We start from the raw sequence: 17,278 nt of genomic DNA, 5'->3' as shown, positions 1-17,278 counted from the left end.
ACACTGAAGTGACCGGGATCAAGACGACCGGCGAGAAGAAACTGATGCTCTTCTCCGGCCGCGCACACCCCGAGCTCGCGGAGGAGGTCGCGAAGCAGCTCGGTATCGGCGTGGTCCCGACCAAGGCCTTCGACTTCGCGAACGGCGAGATCTATGTCCGCTTCCAGGAGTCCGCGCGTGGCGCGGACTGCTTCTTGATGCAGAGCCACACGGCTCCCATCAACAAGTGGGTCATGGAGCAGCTCATCATGATCGACGCCCTGAAGCGGGCGTCGGCACGGAGCATCACCGTCATCGTCCCCTTCTACGGATACGCGCGGCAGGACAAGAAGCACCGGGGCCGTGAGCCGATCTCGGCGCGGCTGATGGCCGACCTCTTCAAGACGGCGGGTGCGGACCGGATCCTCACGGTGGATCTGCACACGGACCAGATCCAGGGTTTCTTCGACGGTCCGGTGGACCACCTCTTCGCGCTGCCGCTGCTGGCGGACTACGTGGGCGCGAAGGTGGACCGGGAGAAGCTGACGATCGTCTCGCCGGACGCGGGCCGGGTGCGGGTCGCGGACCGCTGGGCGGACCGGCTGGGTGCCCCGCTGGCGATCGTGCACAAGCGGCGCGACCCGGACGTGGCGAACCAGGTGACGGTGCACGAGGTCGTCGGTCACGTCGAGGGCCGGGTGTGTGTGCTGGTCGACGACATGATCGACACGGGTGGCACGATCGTGGCCGCGGCGGACGCGCTCTTCGCGAACGGCGCGGAGGACGTGATCGTGACGGCGACGCACGGTGTCCTGTCGGGCCCGGCGGCGGACCGGCTGAAGAATTCGAAGGTGAGCGAGTTCGTGTTCACGAACACGCTGCCGACGCCGGGTGAGCTGGAGCTGGACAAGATCACGGTGCTGTCGATGGCGCCGACGATCGCGCGGGCCGTGCGCGAGGTCTTCGAGGACGGCTCGGTGACGAGCCTCTTCGACGAGCAGGCGTAAGCGCTCCGGAGCGCTCCGGGGCGCTCCGGCAGCTTGATCGATTTCTGAGGGGCCTCCCTCGCCGCGTAGACTCATGGAGTCGCTCGGCGAGGGAGGCCCCTCACGTCTGTGGACGTGTGGTTCTCCGTTATCGACGCGCGCTCTCCGTAGCAGGTCCGTCGGGACCGAGTGGCACCGCAGTCTTCCGTACGTCTCCGCGTGCGGATCCACTTCGTCTACGAGGAGCGCAGTCATGGCTGAAGTCAATGTTGCCGCCACCGTCCGCACCGAGTTCGGCAAGGGCGCCTCGCGCCGCCTGCGCCAGGTCGAGAAGGTCCCGGCCGTCATCTACGGCCACGGTGCCGAGCCGGTCCACGTCGTGCTGCCGAGCTACGACATGATGATGGCGCTCAAGAACTCGAACGTCCTGATCAACCTGGACATCGAGGGCAAGAAGGAACTGGTCATCCCCAAGGCCGTCCAGCGTGAGGCCATCCGCGGCTTCCTGGTCCACATCGACCTGCTCACCGTGAAGAAGGGCGAGAAGGTCAACGTCGAGGTTCCGCTGCACACCGAGGGCGACCTGGGCCCGGGCCAGAACCTGGTCGAGCACGTCTACAACGCGCTGCCGGTCGAGGCCGAGGCCACGCACATCCCGGAGTCGGTCACCGTCTCGATCGAGGGCCTGGTCGCGGGCGACCAGATCCTGGCCAAGGACATCCCGCTGCCGAAGGGCACCTCGCTGGCCATCGAGGGCGAAGAGACCGTCATCCAGGTCCTCGCGGCCCAGGCCGAGGAGCCGGCCGCCGAGGGCGAGGGCGCCGAGGGCGAGGGTGAGGCGGCCGCGGAGTAGTTCGTTCCGCGACGCGTCATCTGGGGACGCCGGACGGGCCGCGCGAGCGCCCCGTCCGGCGTCGCACCCGCACACCTCTCTCATCCCCCATGGAGTCTGCATGTCGGCGGAGAACGCGCCATGGCTGATCGCCGGACTGGGCAACCCCGGGCCTGGCTATGCCGGAAACCGGCACAACGTCGGCTTCATGGTCGCCGACCTGCTCGCCTCCCGGATGGGCGGCGGCTTCAAGTCGCACAAGGCGGGCCGCGCGATGGTGCTGGAGGGGCGCCTCGGCACGCCGGGGGTCTCCTCGCGCCGGGTGATCCTCGCGAAGCCGCTGTCGTACATGAACCTGTCCGGCGGCCCGGTGAAGGCCCTGCTGGACTTCTACGACATCCCCCTGGACCGGCTGATCGCCGTCCATGACGAACTGGACATCGACTACGGTGCGCTCCGCCTGAAGCTCGGCGGCGGCGACAACGGCCACAACGGCCTCAAGTCGATCACCAAGACCCTGGGCCCCGACTACCACCGCGTCCGCTTCGGCGTCGGCCGCCCCCCGGGCCGTATGCCGGTCGCCGACTTCGTCCTGAAGGACTTCTCGACGACGGAGCGCAAGGAGCTGGACTACTTCGTGGACCGCGCGACGGACGCGACAGAAGCCCTGATCGCGGACGGCCTGGAACGGGCGCAGAGCGCGTACAACTCCTGACCCGTACCGGTACCGGTACCGGTACCCGTCTCGGCAAGGAGCGCGCGTCGGCATTGGCGCTCCTCCGCTTCATGTTCTCCCCCTGGTCAGTCGCGGTTGATGGCCTGAATTTCCTTGACGGTGACGGGGAGTTCCGTGACCGATTCGCCGTCCGGCATGGGGTGTTGGGGTGCGCCGTCGGGGTTGTGGCCCTCGTTCCAGTGGACGTTCCAGGTGAGGTACGCCTTGAGGGTGCGGGGTTCGCCCTTGGGGGTGGCGCGGCGGTAGGTGAGGTTGCAGTCGGCCTTCTCGGTGTCGACGGCGTAGCTGCCGCCCGCCTTCTTGAGGTCGTACGTGCAGGTGGCGGGCTTGGCGTCGGCGGTCCCGGCCTCCAGGCGCAGGGCCGCGGGCTCGGCGACGGTGGTCGCGGCGAGGTCGAGTCCGGCCGCGTCGATGCCGGCGGTGACCCAGACCCGGTCGAGGTCCTTGCTGAACCGGGCGTGCGTGGGCAGGTTGACGACCTGGTGGCCGGGGCGCTCCTCGGGGACGTCGGCGTCGGCATCGTCGTCGTACCGCATCTGGTACCAGTTGCCCTTGCCGCCCTGGTGCCGGTCGTCGTACTTCCCGCCCATGTCTTCTCCGTGGCGCCCCTGCACCTTGGAGAGGTACGCCGAGAACTCGACGGGCGTGAACCGGGGTTCGTACCAGCAGGTGGGAGGGTCCCAGTTCGCGGCGGGCGCGGGGGCCGTGGGGGCACCGCCGGCGGGGACGTTGTGGGACGTGAAGCTGACCCGGGATCGGATTTCATCGGGGCTGCCCGAGCCGGTGTCGTCCTGGGCCCCAGCCCCGGCTTTTCCGTTCGGGCCCGCAGCGAGTGCGGATGTGGGGCCGACGAGAAGGGTGCCGAGCACGACTCCTGCGATGCAGAGCCGTTGCCCCTTGCCTAACGGGCGCATTTCGGGTCACTCCCCTTGACCGCGGTCGATACGACTCGCCATCCGTCTCCCCGCTTCTGCAGGATGTCCCTGACGCTGGTGAAATCACGCATCGACGGCTTGGTCCGCAGCACCTTTCCCGTCTTGATGACCTTGCCGAACGCCTTGCGCTGGCTCTCGCAGAACCGGATCACTGCCCCCTGGGAACCCTTCAGCTCGACCTTCCGGTCGTAATACGCGTACGTACCGGTCGAGACCTGCCCCTTCTTCTTGGTCTGCCTGAGGTTCGCGCGGAGCATTTCGCCTGCCGAGTCCTGCACGTATGTGTATGCGAGGGCGTGGTCGGGGTCCCCCTCGGCCGCGGCGAGAATGCCCGCCTTCAGCGAGTACCCATGATCCCGCAGCACTTCGTCCTTCTTCTCGTCCCCCGTCGCCTCATCGGCGATGACGGCCCTGGTCCCCTTCGGGAAGTCGAAATCCGGTGCGTCCGGGTCCTTCGTCGCGCCCGGGCTCGCCTCCGCACCGGCGGAAGGTGAGCCGGACCTACCGGCCTTCTTCGCTCCCTGGATGTCGTCGCTCTTCTCGGAACCGCCGTCGCTGCCGCCGCAGGCGGACAGCAGGAGCAGGCCGGAGGCCGCAGTCACCGCCGCGGTCACACGTAAGGATCCCGGTGCCATGTCCTCCCCTTCATCGATGGTGTTCTGCGGGGTGGTCCGTGGTGGGATGCCGCGTCGCGGCGTACGCGATCCCCCGCGCTGCGGGGCCGCGTCAGGTTCGTCTTGAGGCTGGGGACGGACGCACAGTGCGCGTCGTCGAGGGCGCTCCAGAGGCGCCGCGCCTTGTGCCGTGCCCAGTCGTGCTCGAACGACATACGGTCTTCCGCCCCGTTGGCGCCTCGCTCAGCGGCGCGCGGACGGTCCGCGCACGCGCGTACCCATGGGCGCGCTCCCCCGCGCGCCTCACGTCCGGACAGACCGCCAAGAGTGTAGTGGACCTGTCATTCCTGGGTGGAGGAAATGGGGAACCCAGGGTGATCGTGGAGGACTCGCGGTAAGGAAGAGGTCCCGCGAGTTGACGCTGCGGCGTCCCTTCACCAAGGATCACGGCCATGTCCACTGACAACCCGGTCAAGCGCAGCCGTACTCGACGGATGGGCGAGAGCGCGTACGGAATGCTGCTGCTCGCGAGGACCGGTCTGATGGGTCTGATCGCGCTGCTGCTGGTGCTGACCGGGGTGTGGACGTCGTGGGGGACGGCGAAGCCCGCGATGACGGGGAAGGAGACCGGCACCGTCACCGTGCGGACGTGCGGGGACGACGAGTGCACCGGGGTGTTCACCCGGAAGGGGGCGCCCGGCAAGCCGGAGAAGGTGACCGTGGCGCGTTCGGTGTCCGGGGAGACGGGCGAGTCGCTGGACGTCGCCGTGAAGCCGGGCACGGACCACGTCGTACGGACGGGGCCCGCGGGGATCCTCTACGCGTGGGTGCCGCTGGGCGGCGCGCTGCTGCTGGCCTCGCTCGTGGTCGCGGGCGGGCTGCGGCTCAAGAAGACGGCGCTGGGAATGGGGCTGTTCGGGGCCCTGGTGATGGGCGGGGCCTGGGCCCTGCTCAATTTCTGAGCGACTCGTTTTCCGAGCGGCTCAGTTCGTGAGCAGGGCCCCTGAACCCGCGGCAGGCGTCAGCCCGTGTTGCGGAGGCCCGCCGCCACGCCGTTGACCGTGAGGAGCAGCGCGCGGCCCAGGGTCTCGTCCGGGTCCTCGCCCGCCTCGGCGGCCCGGCGCTGGCGGTCCAGCAGGGAGACCTGGAGGTAGGAGATCGGGTCGAGGTAGGCGTCGCGGATCTTCAGCGTCTGCTTCAGGACCGGGTTGGCCTCCAGGAGTTCGCTCTCGCCGGTGACGCGGAGGACCTCACGGATCGTCAGTTCGTGCTCGGCCTTGATGACGTCGAAGACGTGCTTGAGCTCGTCGGGCACGAGCGTGTCGACGTAGTGCTGGGCGATGCGCAGGTCGGTCTTGGCGAGCGTCATCTCCACGTTGGAGAGGAAGTTCTGGAAGAAGTGCCAGTGCTCGTAGGCCTCTCCCAGGACGCTGTCCAGGCCCGCCTCGCGGGCCGCCTTCAGGCCCGTACCGACGCCGAACCAGCCGGGGACGATCTGCCGGGACTGGGTCCAGCCGAACACCCACGGGATGGCGCGGAGTCCGTCGAGCCCGGCGCCGGTGTCGGGGCGGCGGGAGGGGCGGGAGCCCAGGTGCAGTTCGGCGAGCTGGTCGACGGGGGTCGAGGCGAAGAAGTACGCGGGCAGGTCCGGGTCGGCGACCAGCTGGCGGTAGGCCTCGTGCGCCGCGTCCGAGACCGTGTCCATCGCCGCGTCCCAGCGGGCGAGGGCCTCGTCGGACTGGCGGGGCGCGGTGTGCAGGGCCGACGCCTGGAGGGTCGCCGCCACCGTCAGTTCGAGGTTCTCCCTCGCCAGGGACGGGACGAGGTACTTGTCGGAGATGACCTCGCCCTGCTCCGTCACCTTGATCTCGCCCTCCAGGGTGCCCCAGGGCTGGGCGAGGATCGCGTCGTGGGTGGGGCCGCCGCCGCGGCCGACCGTACCGCCGCGGCCGTGGAACAGCCTCAGCCTGACGCCGTGCCGGTGGGCGACGTCGCGCAGGCGGCGCTGGGCGCGGTGGATCTCCCACTGGCTGGTGGTGATGCCGCCGAACTTGGAGGAGTCGGAGTATCCGAGCATGACCTCCTGGAGGTCGCCGCGGAGCGAGACGAGGCGGCGGTAGGAGGGGTCGGAGAGCATCGCGTCGAGCAGCTCGTCCGCGATCTTCAGCTCGTCCGTGGTCTCCAGCAGCGGCACGATGCCGATCTTGGCCCAGCCGCCGTGCAGGTCGATGAGCCCGGCCTCGCGGGCGAGGACGGCGGCGGCGAAGACGTCGTCGGCGCCCTGGCACATGGAGATGATGTACGACTCGATGACCTCGGGCCCGAAGGTCGCCAGGGCCGTGCGGACCGTCTCGAAGACGCCGAGGGTCTTGGCCCCGGCGGCGTCGAGCGGCGCGGGCGCCGGGGAGAGCGGGCGGCGGGAGCGCAGCTCCTTGGCGAGCAGCCGCTGCCGGTACTCGCGGGGCATGTCCGCGTACCGCCAGGACTCCTCGCCGAGGCGGTCGAAGAGCTGGCCGAGGGCGTGGTGATGGGCCTCGGCGTGCTCCCGTACGTCCATCGTGGCGAGCTGGAGGCCGAAGGCGGCCATGGTGCGCAGGGCGCGCTCCAGCCGTCCGTCGGCGACGAGGCCGCCGCGGTGCTCGCGCAGGGAGTGCTGGATGAGGGCGAGGTCGGCCAGCAGCTCGCCGGTGCCCAGGTAGTCCCAGCCCTCGGCGTGCGGGAGGCCCTCGGCGAGGCGGGTGCGGGTGTTGAGGAGCTTCTGCCGGACGCAGGTGGCCTTGAGGCGGTACGGCTCCTCGGCGTTCAGCCGCTTGTAGCGGGGGCTGATCTCGGGGAGCCGGGCGAGGTCCCGTTCGAGGGAGTCCAGCAGGTCCTGGGTGGCGCCGCAGTTGCGGATCGAGTTGGAGAGGGCGCCGCGCAGCTCGTCGACGTGGCTGAGCGCGTCGGTGATGCCGTGCTCGTGCTGGAGGATCAGCACGTCCCAGGTGACCTGCGGGGTGACGTTCGGGTTCCCGTCGCGGTCGCCGCCGATCCAGGTGCCGAAGGTGAGGGGGCGGGTGCCCTCGGGCAGGGGAGCGCCGGCGCGCTCCAGCTCGGCGGCGAGGTCCTCCAGGACGTCGCCGACGGCGCCGCGGTGCAGCTCGTCGAGGTAATAGATCGCGTTACGGGCCTCGTCGGCGGGCTCGGGGCGGGCGACGCGCAGCTCGTCGGTCTGCCAGATCAGGTCGACGTTCTCGGCCAGGCGCAGGTCGGTGCGGCGGCGCTCGCTGGGGTCGGTCTCCTCCAGCAGCTCCGCGATGCGGCGCAGCTTGGTGAGGACGGAGCGCCGCGCGGCCTCGGTCGGGTGCGCGGTGAAGACGGGGCGCACGGAGAGGTTGCGCGTGGTCTCGCTCACATGGGCCGGGTCGGCGTCCTTGAGCATGTCGGCGGTGCGCGCGAGGTTGCTGCCCTCGGCCGCGCGGCGGGCGCGCAGCTCGCGGCCGCGGTGCACCTGCTCGGTGACGTTCGCGAGGTGGAAGTAGGTGGAGAAGGCCCGTACGAGCTTGGTGGCCGTCTCCAGGTCGGTCTTGCCGAGCAGGGCCGCCGCCGCCTCGCCGTCGCTGCGGGTCAGCGCGCGGACGCGCTCCACGAGGTCGAGGAGCTCGGCGCCCTCCTGACGGACGAGGGCCTCGCCGAGGAGGTCTCCGAGGCGGCGGATGTCGGCGCGGAGCGCCGAGGGCGCGGAGGACGGTGCGTCGGGGGCCTCGGGCTGGCGCGTGGTGCTGTCGGCACTGCTCACAGGTGCGGCTCCTTGCGGCTTCGCTTCGTGCGGCTTCGCTTCTGGCGGGTGGCGGACCGCGCTGTCCGACGGAATCAAGGATAGGTCGCGTCCCGCGTCGCGCCTGAACCCTGTCCGACAGGTGGGCGGACGCCTGGTGCGCGAGTGCACCCCCGGGGGATGTACCCCTCTTGTCCCGTGACAAAGGGCTGCCATACTTACGTTGCCGTAGGTTACGGAACCGTAGCCAAGCCCCCGGTCCGATGAGGGACATCTATGACGACTAGCCCCGACGTGCTCGACAGTTCGCCGCAGGCTGCCCAGTCTCCAAGCACCGACCCAGCCGCCACAGCCGACACAGCCACCTCCGGCGCCGACGCCTCCGCGTCGCGGGACGCGACCGGGGGGCCCCTGCCCTCCGCGACGCTCGGGGGTGAGCAGCGCCGCTCCGTGGAGCAGATCTCGCTGCTGCTGTTCATCACCGTTCCGTTCGTGGCGCTGGTCGCGGCCGTGCCGCTGGCGTGGGGCTGGGGCGTGAGCTGGCTCGACCTGGGCCTGCTGGTCGCGATGTACTACATCGGCTGCCATGGCATCACGATCGGTTTCCACCGCTTCTTCACGCACGGCTCCTTCAAGGCGAAGAGGCCGCTGAAGATCGTGCTGGCGATCATGGGTTCGATGGCCGTCGAGGGCCCGCTGGTGCGCTGGGTGGCGGACCACCGCAAGCACCACAAGTTCTCCGACGCCGAGGGCGACCCGCACTCCCCGTGGCGGTACGGCGAGACGGTTCCGGCCCTGATGAAGGGCCTGTGGTGGGCGCACATGGGCTGGATGTTCAACGAGGAGCAGACGCCGCAGCACAAGTACGCGCCGGACCTGGTCAAGGACCCGGACCTGCGCCGCGTCTCGCGTCAGTTCGTGATGTGGACGATCGTCTCGCTGCTGCTCCCGCCGCTGATCGGCGGCCTGGCGACCTGGTCGTGGCAGGGCGCGCTGACCGCGTTCTTCTGGGGCTCCCTGGTCCGCGTGGCGCTGCTGCACCACGTCACCTGGTCGATCAACTCGATCTGCCACGCGGTGGGCAAGCGCCCCTTCAAGTCCCGCGACCGTTCCGGGAACGTCTGGTGGCTCGCGGTCCTCTCCTGCGGCGAGTCGTGGCACAACCTGCACCACGCCGACCCGACCTGCGCCCGGCACGGCGTGGAGCGCGGCCAGATCGACTCCAGCGCCCGGCTGATCCGCTGGTTCGAGAAGGCGGGCTGGGCGTACGACGTGCGCTGGCCGAAGCAGTCGCGTTTGGACTCCCGCCGCAAGGAGCGCACCGCCGACGCGGCATGATGACACCCGTGCCGACCGACGAGAGTACGTCCGGACATTCCGGACAGACGACCAGCAGCCCGAAGAGGCGTGCCCGCCGCCGGATGACCGGCAAGGAGCGCCGCGAGCAGCTCCTCGACATCGGGCGCACCCTCTTCGCCGAGCGCGGCTTCGAGGGCACCTCGGTGGAGGAGATCGCGCACAAGGCGGGCGTCTCCAAGCCGGTCGTCTACGAGCACTTCGGCGGCAAGGAAGGGCTCTACGCGGTGGTGGTCGACCGTGAGATGCGGCGCCTCCTCGACATGGTCACCGGCGCCCTCACGGGCGGCCACCCCCGCGAGCTGCTGGAACAGGCGGCGTTCGCCCTGCTCGACTACATCGAGCAGTACACGGACGGCTTCCGCATCCTGGTCCGCGACTCCCCCGTCGCCCAGTCGACGGGTACGTTCGCCTCGCTGATCTCCGACATCGCGACGCAGGTCGAGGACATCCTCGGCCGCGAGTTCAAGTCCCGGGGCTTCGACCCCAAGCTCTCCCCTCTCTACGCCCAGGCCCTGGTCGGCATGGTCGCGCTCACCGGCCAGTGGTGGCTGAACGCGCGCAAGCCGAAGAAGGCCGAGGTCGCCGCCCACCTGGTCAATCTGGCCTGGCACGGCCTCGACGGCCTGGAGGCCAAGCCCCGTCTGATAGGCCACCGGCGCTCCTGAGACGGTGTGGGCGCCCTGTGCGCCCTGTGCACCACCGGTGAAGATCTAGGCGCGTAGTCTTTCCCAACTCTCCCTGAAGTCACGCGAATTCATGCCAGCGTGGTTCCGGCGCATTAAACTCACCGCTGACTGTCCGCAGTCCGTCCGTTCCTCTCCGGAGCGGGTCGGGGTGGAGCGGCGGCCATGCGCACCACCGCACGAGCGAGGCGCGGGCCGTCCGCGCGTCGCGACCGAGGGCGAGGACAGGAGAGAGAACACGTATGCGCATCAAGGCTTGCTTACCCGGCCTCGCCCTCGCGTTGTCCCTCACGCTGACCGGCTGCGGGATCATCGACGGGGACGAGGACGGCGGAGACGGGACGCAGAAGACGTCGAGCAGCTCGTCACCCTCCGAGAGCACGGTGCCGGCCCCGCCGGGCGCGGCGAAGGCCCCGGGGTTCGACTTCCCCCGCGGCGTGCACGTGGTCATCGCCAACGAGATGACCGGCAACAAGGAGAAGGACGGGGTGCTGCGCGACCACAGCCTCGCGACCATGGCCATGGTCCTGGCCTACGCGAAGGCCAACGCGAAGCTCCCCCAGGCCACCAGGTACCGCCAGGACGACGCCGCGGAGACCCTGCGAAAGCGGGTGCGGACGTACCAGCGCGAGGTGCTGGTCGCCAGGGGCATCTACCGCTACTACAAGCGCGAACTCACCATGAACAGCCCGCAGGACGCCACCATCCGCTTCTGCGAGAGCCGCAGGGAAGCGTTCGACCGCAGCCTCTCCACGGGCAAGTCGCTCCGCACCCGGCCGAGCGTGAAGGACTTCACCCGCGTCGAGGACGACCTCCAAAAGCGCGACGGCACCTGGCGCGTGACCTCCACCCGCACGGAGGAGGGCGTCAAGGACTGCCGGAGATGACCGGCCGCCGGGACCGCCGGGACCGCCGGGACGGTCAGGGCCGTTCCTGTTCCCTCACCCTGTGGACGGCGATACGCCCTGTGCCGTCCCGCCCCTCCGCGAGCACCACCGCGTAGCCCCCCGCCACGTCGAGCACGCGTCCGGGCAGCCGGTCGCGGAGCGTGCCGCCCAGGCGGTCGACGGCGGCCCGCCGCGGGAACGTGGCGTCGGAGCTGACGTACACCCGGCCGTCCCGTACGGCGCCCACGGTGCGGACGTCGTACGACTCGCCCCCTTCCAGCGCCCCGCTCCTCGCGCGGACGGGGGTGTCGTGGCGGCCCGCGCGTACCGACACCAGGCGGGCCCCGTCGCTCCCGAGGCAGGCGAGGAGCGGGGCACGGGCGTCGGCGGCGCAGGACAGGGAGTCGCGCCCCAGGTCGTCGGTCTTGCGCCCCGTCGCGGTGTCGAGGACGAGGCTGCCGGGGTGCTCGGGATCGCCGAACTCCCGCGCGCCCAGCGTGTTGACCACCGCGCGCCCGGGGACGGCGGCCTGGAGCCGTGACTCGTGGTAGCTGCCCGCCAGGTCCCACAGCCTCTTCCCCGTACGGGCGTCGCGCGCGAGGACCGCGGCGCGCTTGGTCAGCGAGAAGGCCCAGCGGCGCTCGCCGAGCACCACGTCCCCCGCGAGGCCGAGCATGACGTCGTGGCTCTTGCGCCTCCACAGCGTGCGGCCCTCGCGGTCCGCGTCGAGGAGGTACGAGGTCACCTCGTCCACGAGGTCCTCCCCCTCGGCGACGACGAGGATCCGGCCGTCCCGCGCGTCCATCAGGTGCACGTCGTGCGCGCCGGGCAGCGCCCGCTTCCACAGCAGCCGTCCGTCCTTCCCGGAGAGCGCGGCGACACCGTGCTCCGGGTACGTCTTCCTGCTCCGCACCGCGTACTCGACGAGCACGCCCCAGCCGTCACCGTCGCCGTCGTCGTCCACGAGGAGGGGCCTGTCGCCGCTCCCCGCGCCGGGCCCCTCCGCGGGGACGCTCATCAGCCGTGCGCCGTCCTCGTCGAGCCGGGCCTCGTCGCGCCGGGTCCAGCGCTCCTCGCCGGTCTCCGTGTCGCGGACGGCGACGCGCATGCTCCCGGCCTCGCTCCGGTCGCCGAGGACGACGACGGACCGTCCGCGCAGCACGGCGCCCTCCGCCTGCTTCCCGCTCCACAGCGCCTCGCGCCCCAACGACACGGGCTTCGCGGGCCGTTCGCCGCCGCCGAGCGACGGGCCTCGCGCGTTGTCGACCAGTGCGAGCGTGACGGCGGCGACGGCGAGCACGCCCGCCACCGCCGCACCGGCCCGCTGTCTCCCCCGTAAGACATCCATGCCCTCCAGCATGCCGGGACGGTGCCGGAACCTCAGTTCTTACTCGGGGGTAGGCCCGCCCCAGGTCCTTGTTATACATTCCGTCTAATAAGAGGGTGAGCCCCACCGGAGCCCCACCGGAGCCCAACCGAGGAGCCGCACCATGGGAAGCAGCATCCAGGAGCAGCCCGGCGACGACGTCGCGCAGCGGCTGCTGGACTCGGCAGCCACGCTGGCGTACGACCCGGCCACCGAGGTGGACTGGGAGACGCCGCTCGACAAGGACTTCCACGGCGCGAGCCCGGAGTGGAGCACCCTCTACGGCACCGCGTACTGGCGGGAGATGAGCGAGGAGCAGCGCCGCGAGCTGACGCGGCAGGAGGCCGCCTCGGTGGCCAGCACGGGCATCTGGTTCGAGATGATCCTGCAGCAGATGGTCCTGCGGGACATCTACGCGAAGGACCCGACCGGCGCGGAGTTCCAGTGGGCGCTCACGGAGGTCGCGGAGGAGTGCCGCCACTCGATCATGTTCGCGCGCGGCGCCAAGAAGCTGGGCGCCCCCGCGTACCGGCCGCACCGGGTCGCGGTGGAGCTGGGCCGCGCCTTCAAGACGGTCGCCTTCGGCGAGGCCGCGTACGCCGCGATCCTGGTCGCCGAGGAGGTCCTCGACGTCATGCAGCGGGACTGGATGCGGGACGAGCGCGTCGTGCCGTTCGTCCGGACGATCAACAACATCCATGTCGTCGAGGAGTCCCGGCACATGAAGTTCGCCCGGGACCAGACGCGCAAGCGCCTCGCGGGCGCGGGCGAGGCCCGCCGCCAGATCAACGCGCTGGTGATCGCCATCGCCTCGTACGTGATCGTCACCAGCATGGTGAACAAGAAGGTCTACGCGCAGGCCGGGCTCGACGTGGACCGCGCCGTCGCCGAGGCGAAGGCCAACGAGCACCACAAGTCGATGATGCGGTCGAGCTGTGCGGGCCTGATGGAGTTCCTGGCCTCGGCCCGGCTCCTCACGAAGCCCGCGCTGACGTTCTACAAGCGCGCGAACCTGATCTGAGCGAGCACACCGTGACCTACGCCATCACCCAGACCTGCTGCAGCGACGCGACGTGCGTCGCCGTCTGCCCGGTCAACTGCATCCATCCGACGCCGGAGGAACGGGCGTTCGGCAGCACGGAGATGCTGCACATCGACCCGAAGACCTGCATCGACTGCGGCGCCTGCGCCGACGCCTGCCCGGTCGACGCGATCTTCCCGGTGGACTCCCTCACCGGCCCGCAGCGCGAGTACGCGGCCGTCAACGCGGCGTACTACGACGAGACGGACGAAGGCGGACCGGCGGAGAACGGCCCCAACTTCCACGCCTGGGGCGAGCCCTCGTTCCCGCGCTCCCTCCCGTCCGACTTCCCGGCGCTGCGGGTCGCGGTCGTCGGCACCGGGCCCGCCGGGATGTACGCGGCGCAGGACTTGCTCCTGCACACCGGCGCCGAGGTCACGCTCCTCGACCGGCTGCCGGTCGCGGGCGGCCTGATCCGGTACGGCGTGGCGCCGGACCACCCCTCCACCAAGAAGGCGGGCGAGACCTTCGCCCGCTTCTACGACCACCCGCGCGTACGGCTGCGGCTGGGCGTCGAGATAGGCGAGAACGGGATCACCGCCCGGGAACTGACCGCGCACCACGACGCGGTGATCTACGCCGTCGGGGCCTCCAGCGGGCGTCGCCTGGACATCCCGGGCGAGGACCTGGCGGGCAGCGTCTCCGCGACGACGTTCGTCGCCTGGTACAACGCGCACCCCGACGTCGCGCCCGACGCGGTCGATCTCTCGGCGGAGCGCGTCGTCGTCGTGGGCAACGGCAACGTCGCCGTCGACGCCGCCCGCATCCTCCTCGCCGACCCCGAGGAGCTGGCCCGTACCGACATCGCGGACCACGCGCTGCGGGCGCTGCGGGGCGGGAACGTGCGCGAGGTCGTGCTCGTCGCCCGGCGCGGCCCCGAGGACGCCGCGTACACGGCCTCGGAGCTGCGGGCGCTGCGGCACCTGCCCGGCGTCGAACTCCTCGTCGACGACCACGATCCCCGTACCGGCGAGGCGATCGACGCGGCGGGCCCGAAGGAGAAGGCGGCGCTGCTGCGGGGCGTCGCCCGCGCCGCCGTGGACTGGGACCGCCCGCCGGAGCCTGGGCGGCGGCGCCTCGTCCTCCGCTTCCACAGCGCGCCGCTGGAGGCGACGGCCGGGACGGACGGGGCCGCCGTGGACGCGGTACGCGTCACGGACGCGGCGGGCGAACGGACGCTGCGCGCGGGCATGCTCCTGCGCGCCGTCGGCTACCGGGGCGTCCCGGTCGACGGACTGCCCTTCGACGAGACGACGGGCACGGTGCCGCACGAGGGCGGCCGGGTGACGGGACTCCCCGGCACGTACGTCGTCGGCTGGATCAAGCGCGGCCCCTCCGGCGGCATCGGCGCCAACCGCACCTGCGCCGCCGAAACGGTGGGCACGCTGCTGGCCGACGCGGTCGCGGGCGAACTCCCCACCCCTTCCGGGAGCCCGAAGGACTTCGCGAGACTGCTCCGGCGCCGGACCCGCCAGGTCATCGACGCGAAGGGCCTCGCCGCGATAGAGCGCGCCGAACTCGCCCGCGGCCACCGGGAGGACCGCCCCCGCACCAAACTCGCCACCGTCCAGGAACTGACGGCGGCGGCGAGCCCGGGTCTCCTACGCAGGGTCCGCTGACGCGGCGCGGAGCATGCGGAGGTGGCCCAGCTCGGCGGCGTTCTTCATGAGTTCGGCGTTGGCCCAGGCCAGCGTGTGGGCGAGGGTGTGGGCGGGGTCGTTCTGCCAGGGGAAGGGGGCCGGGGCTTCGAGGGCGGACTCGTCGAGGGTTTCGAGGGCCGCGAGCCACTCCTCGCGCAGGCCGCGGAGCCAGGCGAGGGCCGTCGCGCCGTCGCCGGGCCAGGTCACCTCGGTGCGCTCCGGCGGCGTACGCCCTCGCAGGTGGGCGAGGGCCGTGCTCCACCACCAGCCCATGTGCCAGGTCACCCAGGCGATGGTGGGGACCGGGACGGGCTCGGGCTCGACCTCGGCGAAGTCGGGGTGCCACCGCCCGTCGGCCCCTTGCCGCACGGTCCAGCAGAGTTCGGCGGGCTCCCAGAGGTGGTCGCCCTCCTCCAGCCGTTCCGCGTGGTACTCGAAGAGCGACCAGGTCATGTCGAACTGCCAGCGGAGCAGGGCCACTCGGGATGCGTCGTTCATCGGGCGACCCTCGCAGAGCGGTGCCGGGGACGACAGCGATTATCCGGCGTCCGGCAGGGGCTCCAGGAACTCCAGCCTGTTGCCCGCCGGGTCCTGCGCGTAGAAGCGGCGGTGGGACGGGAGGTTCTCGTCCCATACGGGGCGGACTCCGGCCGCCTCCAGCCGTACGGCCAGGGCGTCCAGGTCCGTGACGAGAAGACCCGGGTGGGCCTTGCGGGGCGGGGTGTGGGGGTCCTCGATGCCGAGGTGGAGGACAGCGGTGCCGGAGGCGAACCAGCAGCCGCCGCGCGCGGCCAGCGCCTCCGGCTTGGGGAGCTCGGTCATGCCCAGGACGTCGGCGTAGAAGGCGCGGAGCGCGGGTTCGCTGCCCGGCGGGGCGGCCAGGAGGACGTGGTCGACGGAGGTGATCAGGCCCTCGCTCATCGCTTCACCGCCACCACGAAGACCCGGCGGAACGGGAACGGCGTCCGGCCGTCGGGACCCGGCGGGTACGCCTCGCGGAGTGCGGCGGCGTAGTCGGCGGTGAAGGCGTCGCGGGCCTCGGGGTCGTCGGCGAGGAGGGTGAGGACGGGGCGCAGGGCCGTGCCCTTGGTCCAGTCGAGGACGGGGTCCTCGCCGGTGAGCAGGTGGAGGTAGGTGGTCTCCCAGGCGTCCACCTCGCAGCCGAGGGCGAGGAGGCGTTCCGCGTATCCGGCGGGGCTCAGGACCGCGTCCGTACGGGCCGGGGCGCCCAGGCGGGCGCGCCAGCGCGGAGAGTCGCGGAGCTCGGCGAGGAGCGTGTGGCTGGGCGAGGTGAAGTTGCCGGGGACCTGGAAGGCGAGGACGCCGCCGGGCGGGAGGGCCTCGGTCCAGGCGGGGAACGAGGACACGTGGTCCGGCACCCACTGGAACGCGGCGTTGGAGAAGAGCAGGCCGAAGCGGTCGCCGGGGGCCGGGCGCCAGGTCGCGAGGTCGGCCTCGGCGAAGTCGAGCCGCCCCTCGCGCGCGTGGGCGCGGGCCTCGGCGAGCATCGCGGGCGAGTTGTCGTACCCGGTGATGTGCGCGGACGGGTAGCGCTCGGCGAGGACCGTGCTGGGCCCGCCGGGGCCGCAGCCGAGGTCGGCGATCCGGGGCTGCCCGGGGTCGCCCGGCAGCTCGGCGGGGACGCGGGCGAGCAGGTCGAGCAGGGGCCGCAGCCGGTGGTCGGCGTGGCGCAGATACTGCTCCGGGTCCCATTCAGGGGCCGTGGCGTGTGGTGTCGTCGGCATGCCCGCAGGGTGCACCGCCGGTTCTCTTGACGTCAAGAGACTTCACATCGACACAACTACTACACTGATCCTCATGGAGGACGAGGTCGACCGATTGGTGACAGCATGGCGCCGCGAGCGCCCTGACCTCGACGTGGAACCACTTGAGGTTCTGAGCCGGGTCAGCAGGCTCGCCCGCCACCTCGACCGCGCCCGGCGGATCGCCTTCTCCGAGCACGGCCTGGAGCCCTGGGAGTTCGACGTCCTGACGGCGCTGCGGCGAGCGGGCACGCCGTACCAGCTCTCTCCCGGCCAGCTTCTCACCCAGACCCTCGTGACGTCCGGGACGATGACGAACCGCATCGACCGGCTCGCCAAGAAGGGCCTCGTGGAGCGGCTGCCGGACCCCAGCGACCGGCGCGGGGTGCTGGTGCGGCTGACGGACGAGGGGCGCGACCGGGGCGACAGCGCCCTCGCGGGACTGCTGGAGCAGGAGCGGGCGATCCTCGTCGAGCTCTCTCCGCTTCAGCGCGGCGAATTGGCGGGCCTCCTGAGACAGTTGACCGCCCCCTTCGACAACATCCCCACGTAGTCCCCTACGGGGCTGGGCAGGGGCTGCCCCGCCTGCTGTGTCGCAGACCGCGGGTTGTGGGTGGTTGCTCGCGCAGTTCCCCGCGCCCCTGAGGCCTCAGGGGCGCG

The 17,278-nt window shown here is 71.3% G+C and carries 17 protein-coding genes; 10 read left to right on the top strand and 7 right to left on the bottom strand.

The features are described 5' to 3' along the window. The first annotated feature begins 8 nt into the window (after window positions 1-8). From ACGF3A_RS42560 to pth, 3 genes are all read left to right on the top strand, one after another. On the top strand, window positions 9-986 hold the full coding sequence (locus tag ACGF3A_RS42560) for a ribose-phosphate diphosphokinase (RefSeq protein ID WP_393736475.1): 978 nt from the start codon (window positions 9-11) through the stop codon (window positions 984-986). A 232-nt stretch (window positions 987-1,218) separates the two neighbouring features. Continuing rightward, window positions 1,219-1,818: a 50S ribosomal protein L25/general stress protein Ctc gene (locus ACGF3A_RS42555; RefSeq protein ID WP_393736473.1), complete on the top strand. Its 600-nt coding sequence runs from the start codon at window positions 1,219-1,221 to the stop codon at window positions 1,816-1,818. 100 nt (window positions 1,819-1,918) lie between these two features. Beyond that, complete coding sequence (gene pth / locus ACGF3A_RS42550) at window positions 1,919-2,512, top strand: aminoacyl-tRNA hydrolase (protein WP_393736471.1); 594 nt, start codon at window positions 1,919-1,921, stop codon at window positions 2,510-2,512. Between the two features lie 86 nt (window positions 2,513-2,598). Here pth and ACGF3A_RS42545 read toward each other — a convergent pair whose 3' ends face one another. Together ACGF3A_RS42545 and ACGF3A_RS42540 are read right to left on the bottom strand one after the other, a co-directional pair. Next, window positions 2,599-3,123 carry a hypothetical protein gene (locus ACGF3A_RS42545; RefSeq protein ID WP_393736469.1) on the bottom strand — a complete coding sequence of 175 codons (525 nt, stop codon included), beginning with the start codon at window positions 3,121-3,123 and terminating at the stop codon, window positions 2,599-2,601. A 311-nt stretch (window positions 3,124-3,434) separates the two neighbouring features. Further along, entirely contained in the window at window positions 3,435-4,082 is a 648-nt protein-coding gene (locus tag ACGF3A_RS42540; RefSeq protein ID WP_393736467.1) for a hypothetical protein, read from the bottom strand. A gap of 452 nt (window positions 4,083-4,534) precedes the next feature. Between ACGF3A_RS42540 and ACGF3A_RS42535 the strand changes: the two genes are divergently transcribed. Beyond that, window positions 4,535-5,044: a hypothetical protein gene (locus ACGF3A_RS42535; RefSeq protein ID WP_393736465.1), complete on the top strand. Its 510-nt coding sequence runs from the start codon at window positions 4,535-4,537 to the stop codon at window positions 5,042-5,044. A gap of 59 nt (window positions 5,045-5,103) precedes the next feature. Here the strand turns inward: ACGF3A_RS42535 and ppc are convergent, their stop codons facing one another. After that, window positions 5,104-7,860, bottom strand: coding sequence for a phosphoenolpyruvate carboxylase (ppc, locus tag ACGF3A_RS42530; RefSeq protein WP_393736463.1), 2,757 nt, complete (start codon window positions 7,858-7,860; stop codon window positions 5,104-5,106). 255 nt (window positions 7,861-8,115) lie between these two features. Between ppc and ACGF3A_RS42525 the strand changes: the two genes are divergently transcribed. The 3 genes from ACGF3A_RS42525 to ACGF3A_RS42515 all read left to right on the top strand — a co-directional run bounded on the left by ACGF3A_RS42525 (window position 8,116) and on the right by ACGF3A_RS42515 (window position 10,768). Further along, entirely contained in the window at window positions 8,116-9,177 is a 1,062-nt protein-coding gene (locus ACGF3A_RS42525) for an acyl-CoA desaturase (RefSeq protein WP_393736461.1), read from the top strand. 8 nt (window positions 9,178-9,185) lie between these two features. Continuing rightward, window positions 9,186-9,863 carry a TetR family transcriptional regulator gene (locus tag ACGF3A_RS42520; protein WP_393736459.1) on the top strand — a complete coding sequence of 226 codons (678 nt, stop codon included), beginning with the start codon at window positions 9,186-9,188 and terminating at the stop codon, window positions 9,861-9,863. Between the two features lie 260 nt (window positions 9,864-10,123). Beyond that, entirely contained in the window at window positions 10,124-10,768 is a 645-nt protein-coding gene (locus ACGF3A_RS42515; protein ID WP_393736457.1) for a hypothetical protein, read from the top strand. A gap of 34 nt (window positions 10,769-10,802) precedes the next feature. On the opposite strand, the gene ACGF3A_RS42510 is transcribed toward ACGF3A_RS42515, so the two are convergent. Next, window positions 10,803-12,116, bottom strand: a complete 1,314-nt coding sequence (locus tag ACGF3A_RS42510) for a PQQ-binding-like beta-propeller repeat protein (protein ID WP_393736455.1) — start codon at window positions 12,114-12,116, stop codon at window positions 10,803-10,805. 142 nt (window positions 12,117-12,258) lie between these two features. On the opposite strand from ACGF3A_RS42510, the gene ACGF3A_RS42505 reads away from it, so the two are divergent. After that, complete coding sequence (locus ACGF3A_RS42505) at window positions 12,259-13,155, top strand: diiron oxygenase (protein WP_393736453.1); 897 nt, start codon at window positions 12,259-12,261, stop codon at window positions 13,153-13,155. 11 nt (window positions 13,156-13,166) lie between these two features. Continuing rightward, window positions 13,167-14,834 (top strand): FAD-dependent oxidoreductase, encoded by a 1,668-nt coding sequence (locus ACGF3A_RS42500; protein WP_393736451.1) that lies wholly within the window; start codon window positions 13,167-13,169, stop codon window positions 14,832-14,834. Here the strand turns inward: ACGF3A_RS42500 and ACGF3A_RS42495 are convergent. The 3 genes from ACGF3A_RS42495 to ACGF3A_RS42485 are packed head-to-tail and all read right to left on the bottom strand — an operon-like array spanning window position 14,817 to window position 16,600. Continuing rightward, window positions 14,817-15,353 carry a DinB family protein gene (locus tag ACGF3A_RS42495; RefSeq protein WP_393736449.1) on the bottom strand — a complete coding sequence of 179 codons (537 nt, stop codon included), beginning with the start codon at window positions 15,351-15,353 and terminating at the stop codon, window positions 14,817-14,819. The two genes, ACGF3A_RS42500 and ACGF3A_RS42495, sit on opposite strands and share 18 nt — an antisense overlap. Window positions 15,354-15,392: 39 nt before the next feature. After that, window positions 15,393-15,776 carry a VOC family protein gene (locus ACGF3A_RS42490; RefSeq protein ID WP_393736447.1) on the bottom strand — a complete coding sequence of 128 codons (384 nt, stop codon included), beginning with the start codon at window positions 15,774-15,776 and terminating at the stop codon, window positions 15,393-15,395. Further along, window positions 15,773-16,600 carry a trans-aconitate 2-methyltransferase gene (locus tag ACGF3A_RS42485; RefSeq protein ID WP_393736445.1) on the bottom strand — a complete coding sequence of 276 codons (828 nt, stop codon included), beginning with the start codon at window positions 16,598-16,600 and terminating at the stop codon, window positions 15,773-15,775. The genes ACGF3A_RS42490 and ACGF3A_RS42485 overlap by 4 nt, the downstream gene beginning before the upstream one ends. A gap of 73 nt (window positions 16,601-16,673) precedes the next feature. On the opposite strand from ACGF3A_RS42485, the gene ACGF3A_RS42480 reads away from it, so the two are divergent. Further along, window positions 16,674-17,171 carry a MarR family winged helix-turn-helix transcriptional regulator gene (locus tag ACGF3A_RS42480; protein WP_393736443.1) on the top strand — a complete coding sequence of 166 codons (498 nt, stop codon included), beginning with the start codon at window positions 16,674-16,676 and terminating at the stop codon, window positions 17,169-17,171. Window positions 17,172-17,278 lie beyond the last annotated feature (107 nt).

The organism is Streptomyces sp. NPDC048172, from assembly GCF_043202595.1.
Classification (GTDB): Bacteria; Actinomycetota; Actinomycetes; order Streptomycetales; family Streptomycetaceae; genus Streptomyces.
This window is presented reverse-complemented; position numbering and strand designations above follow the sequence as displayed.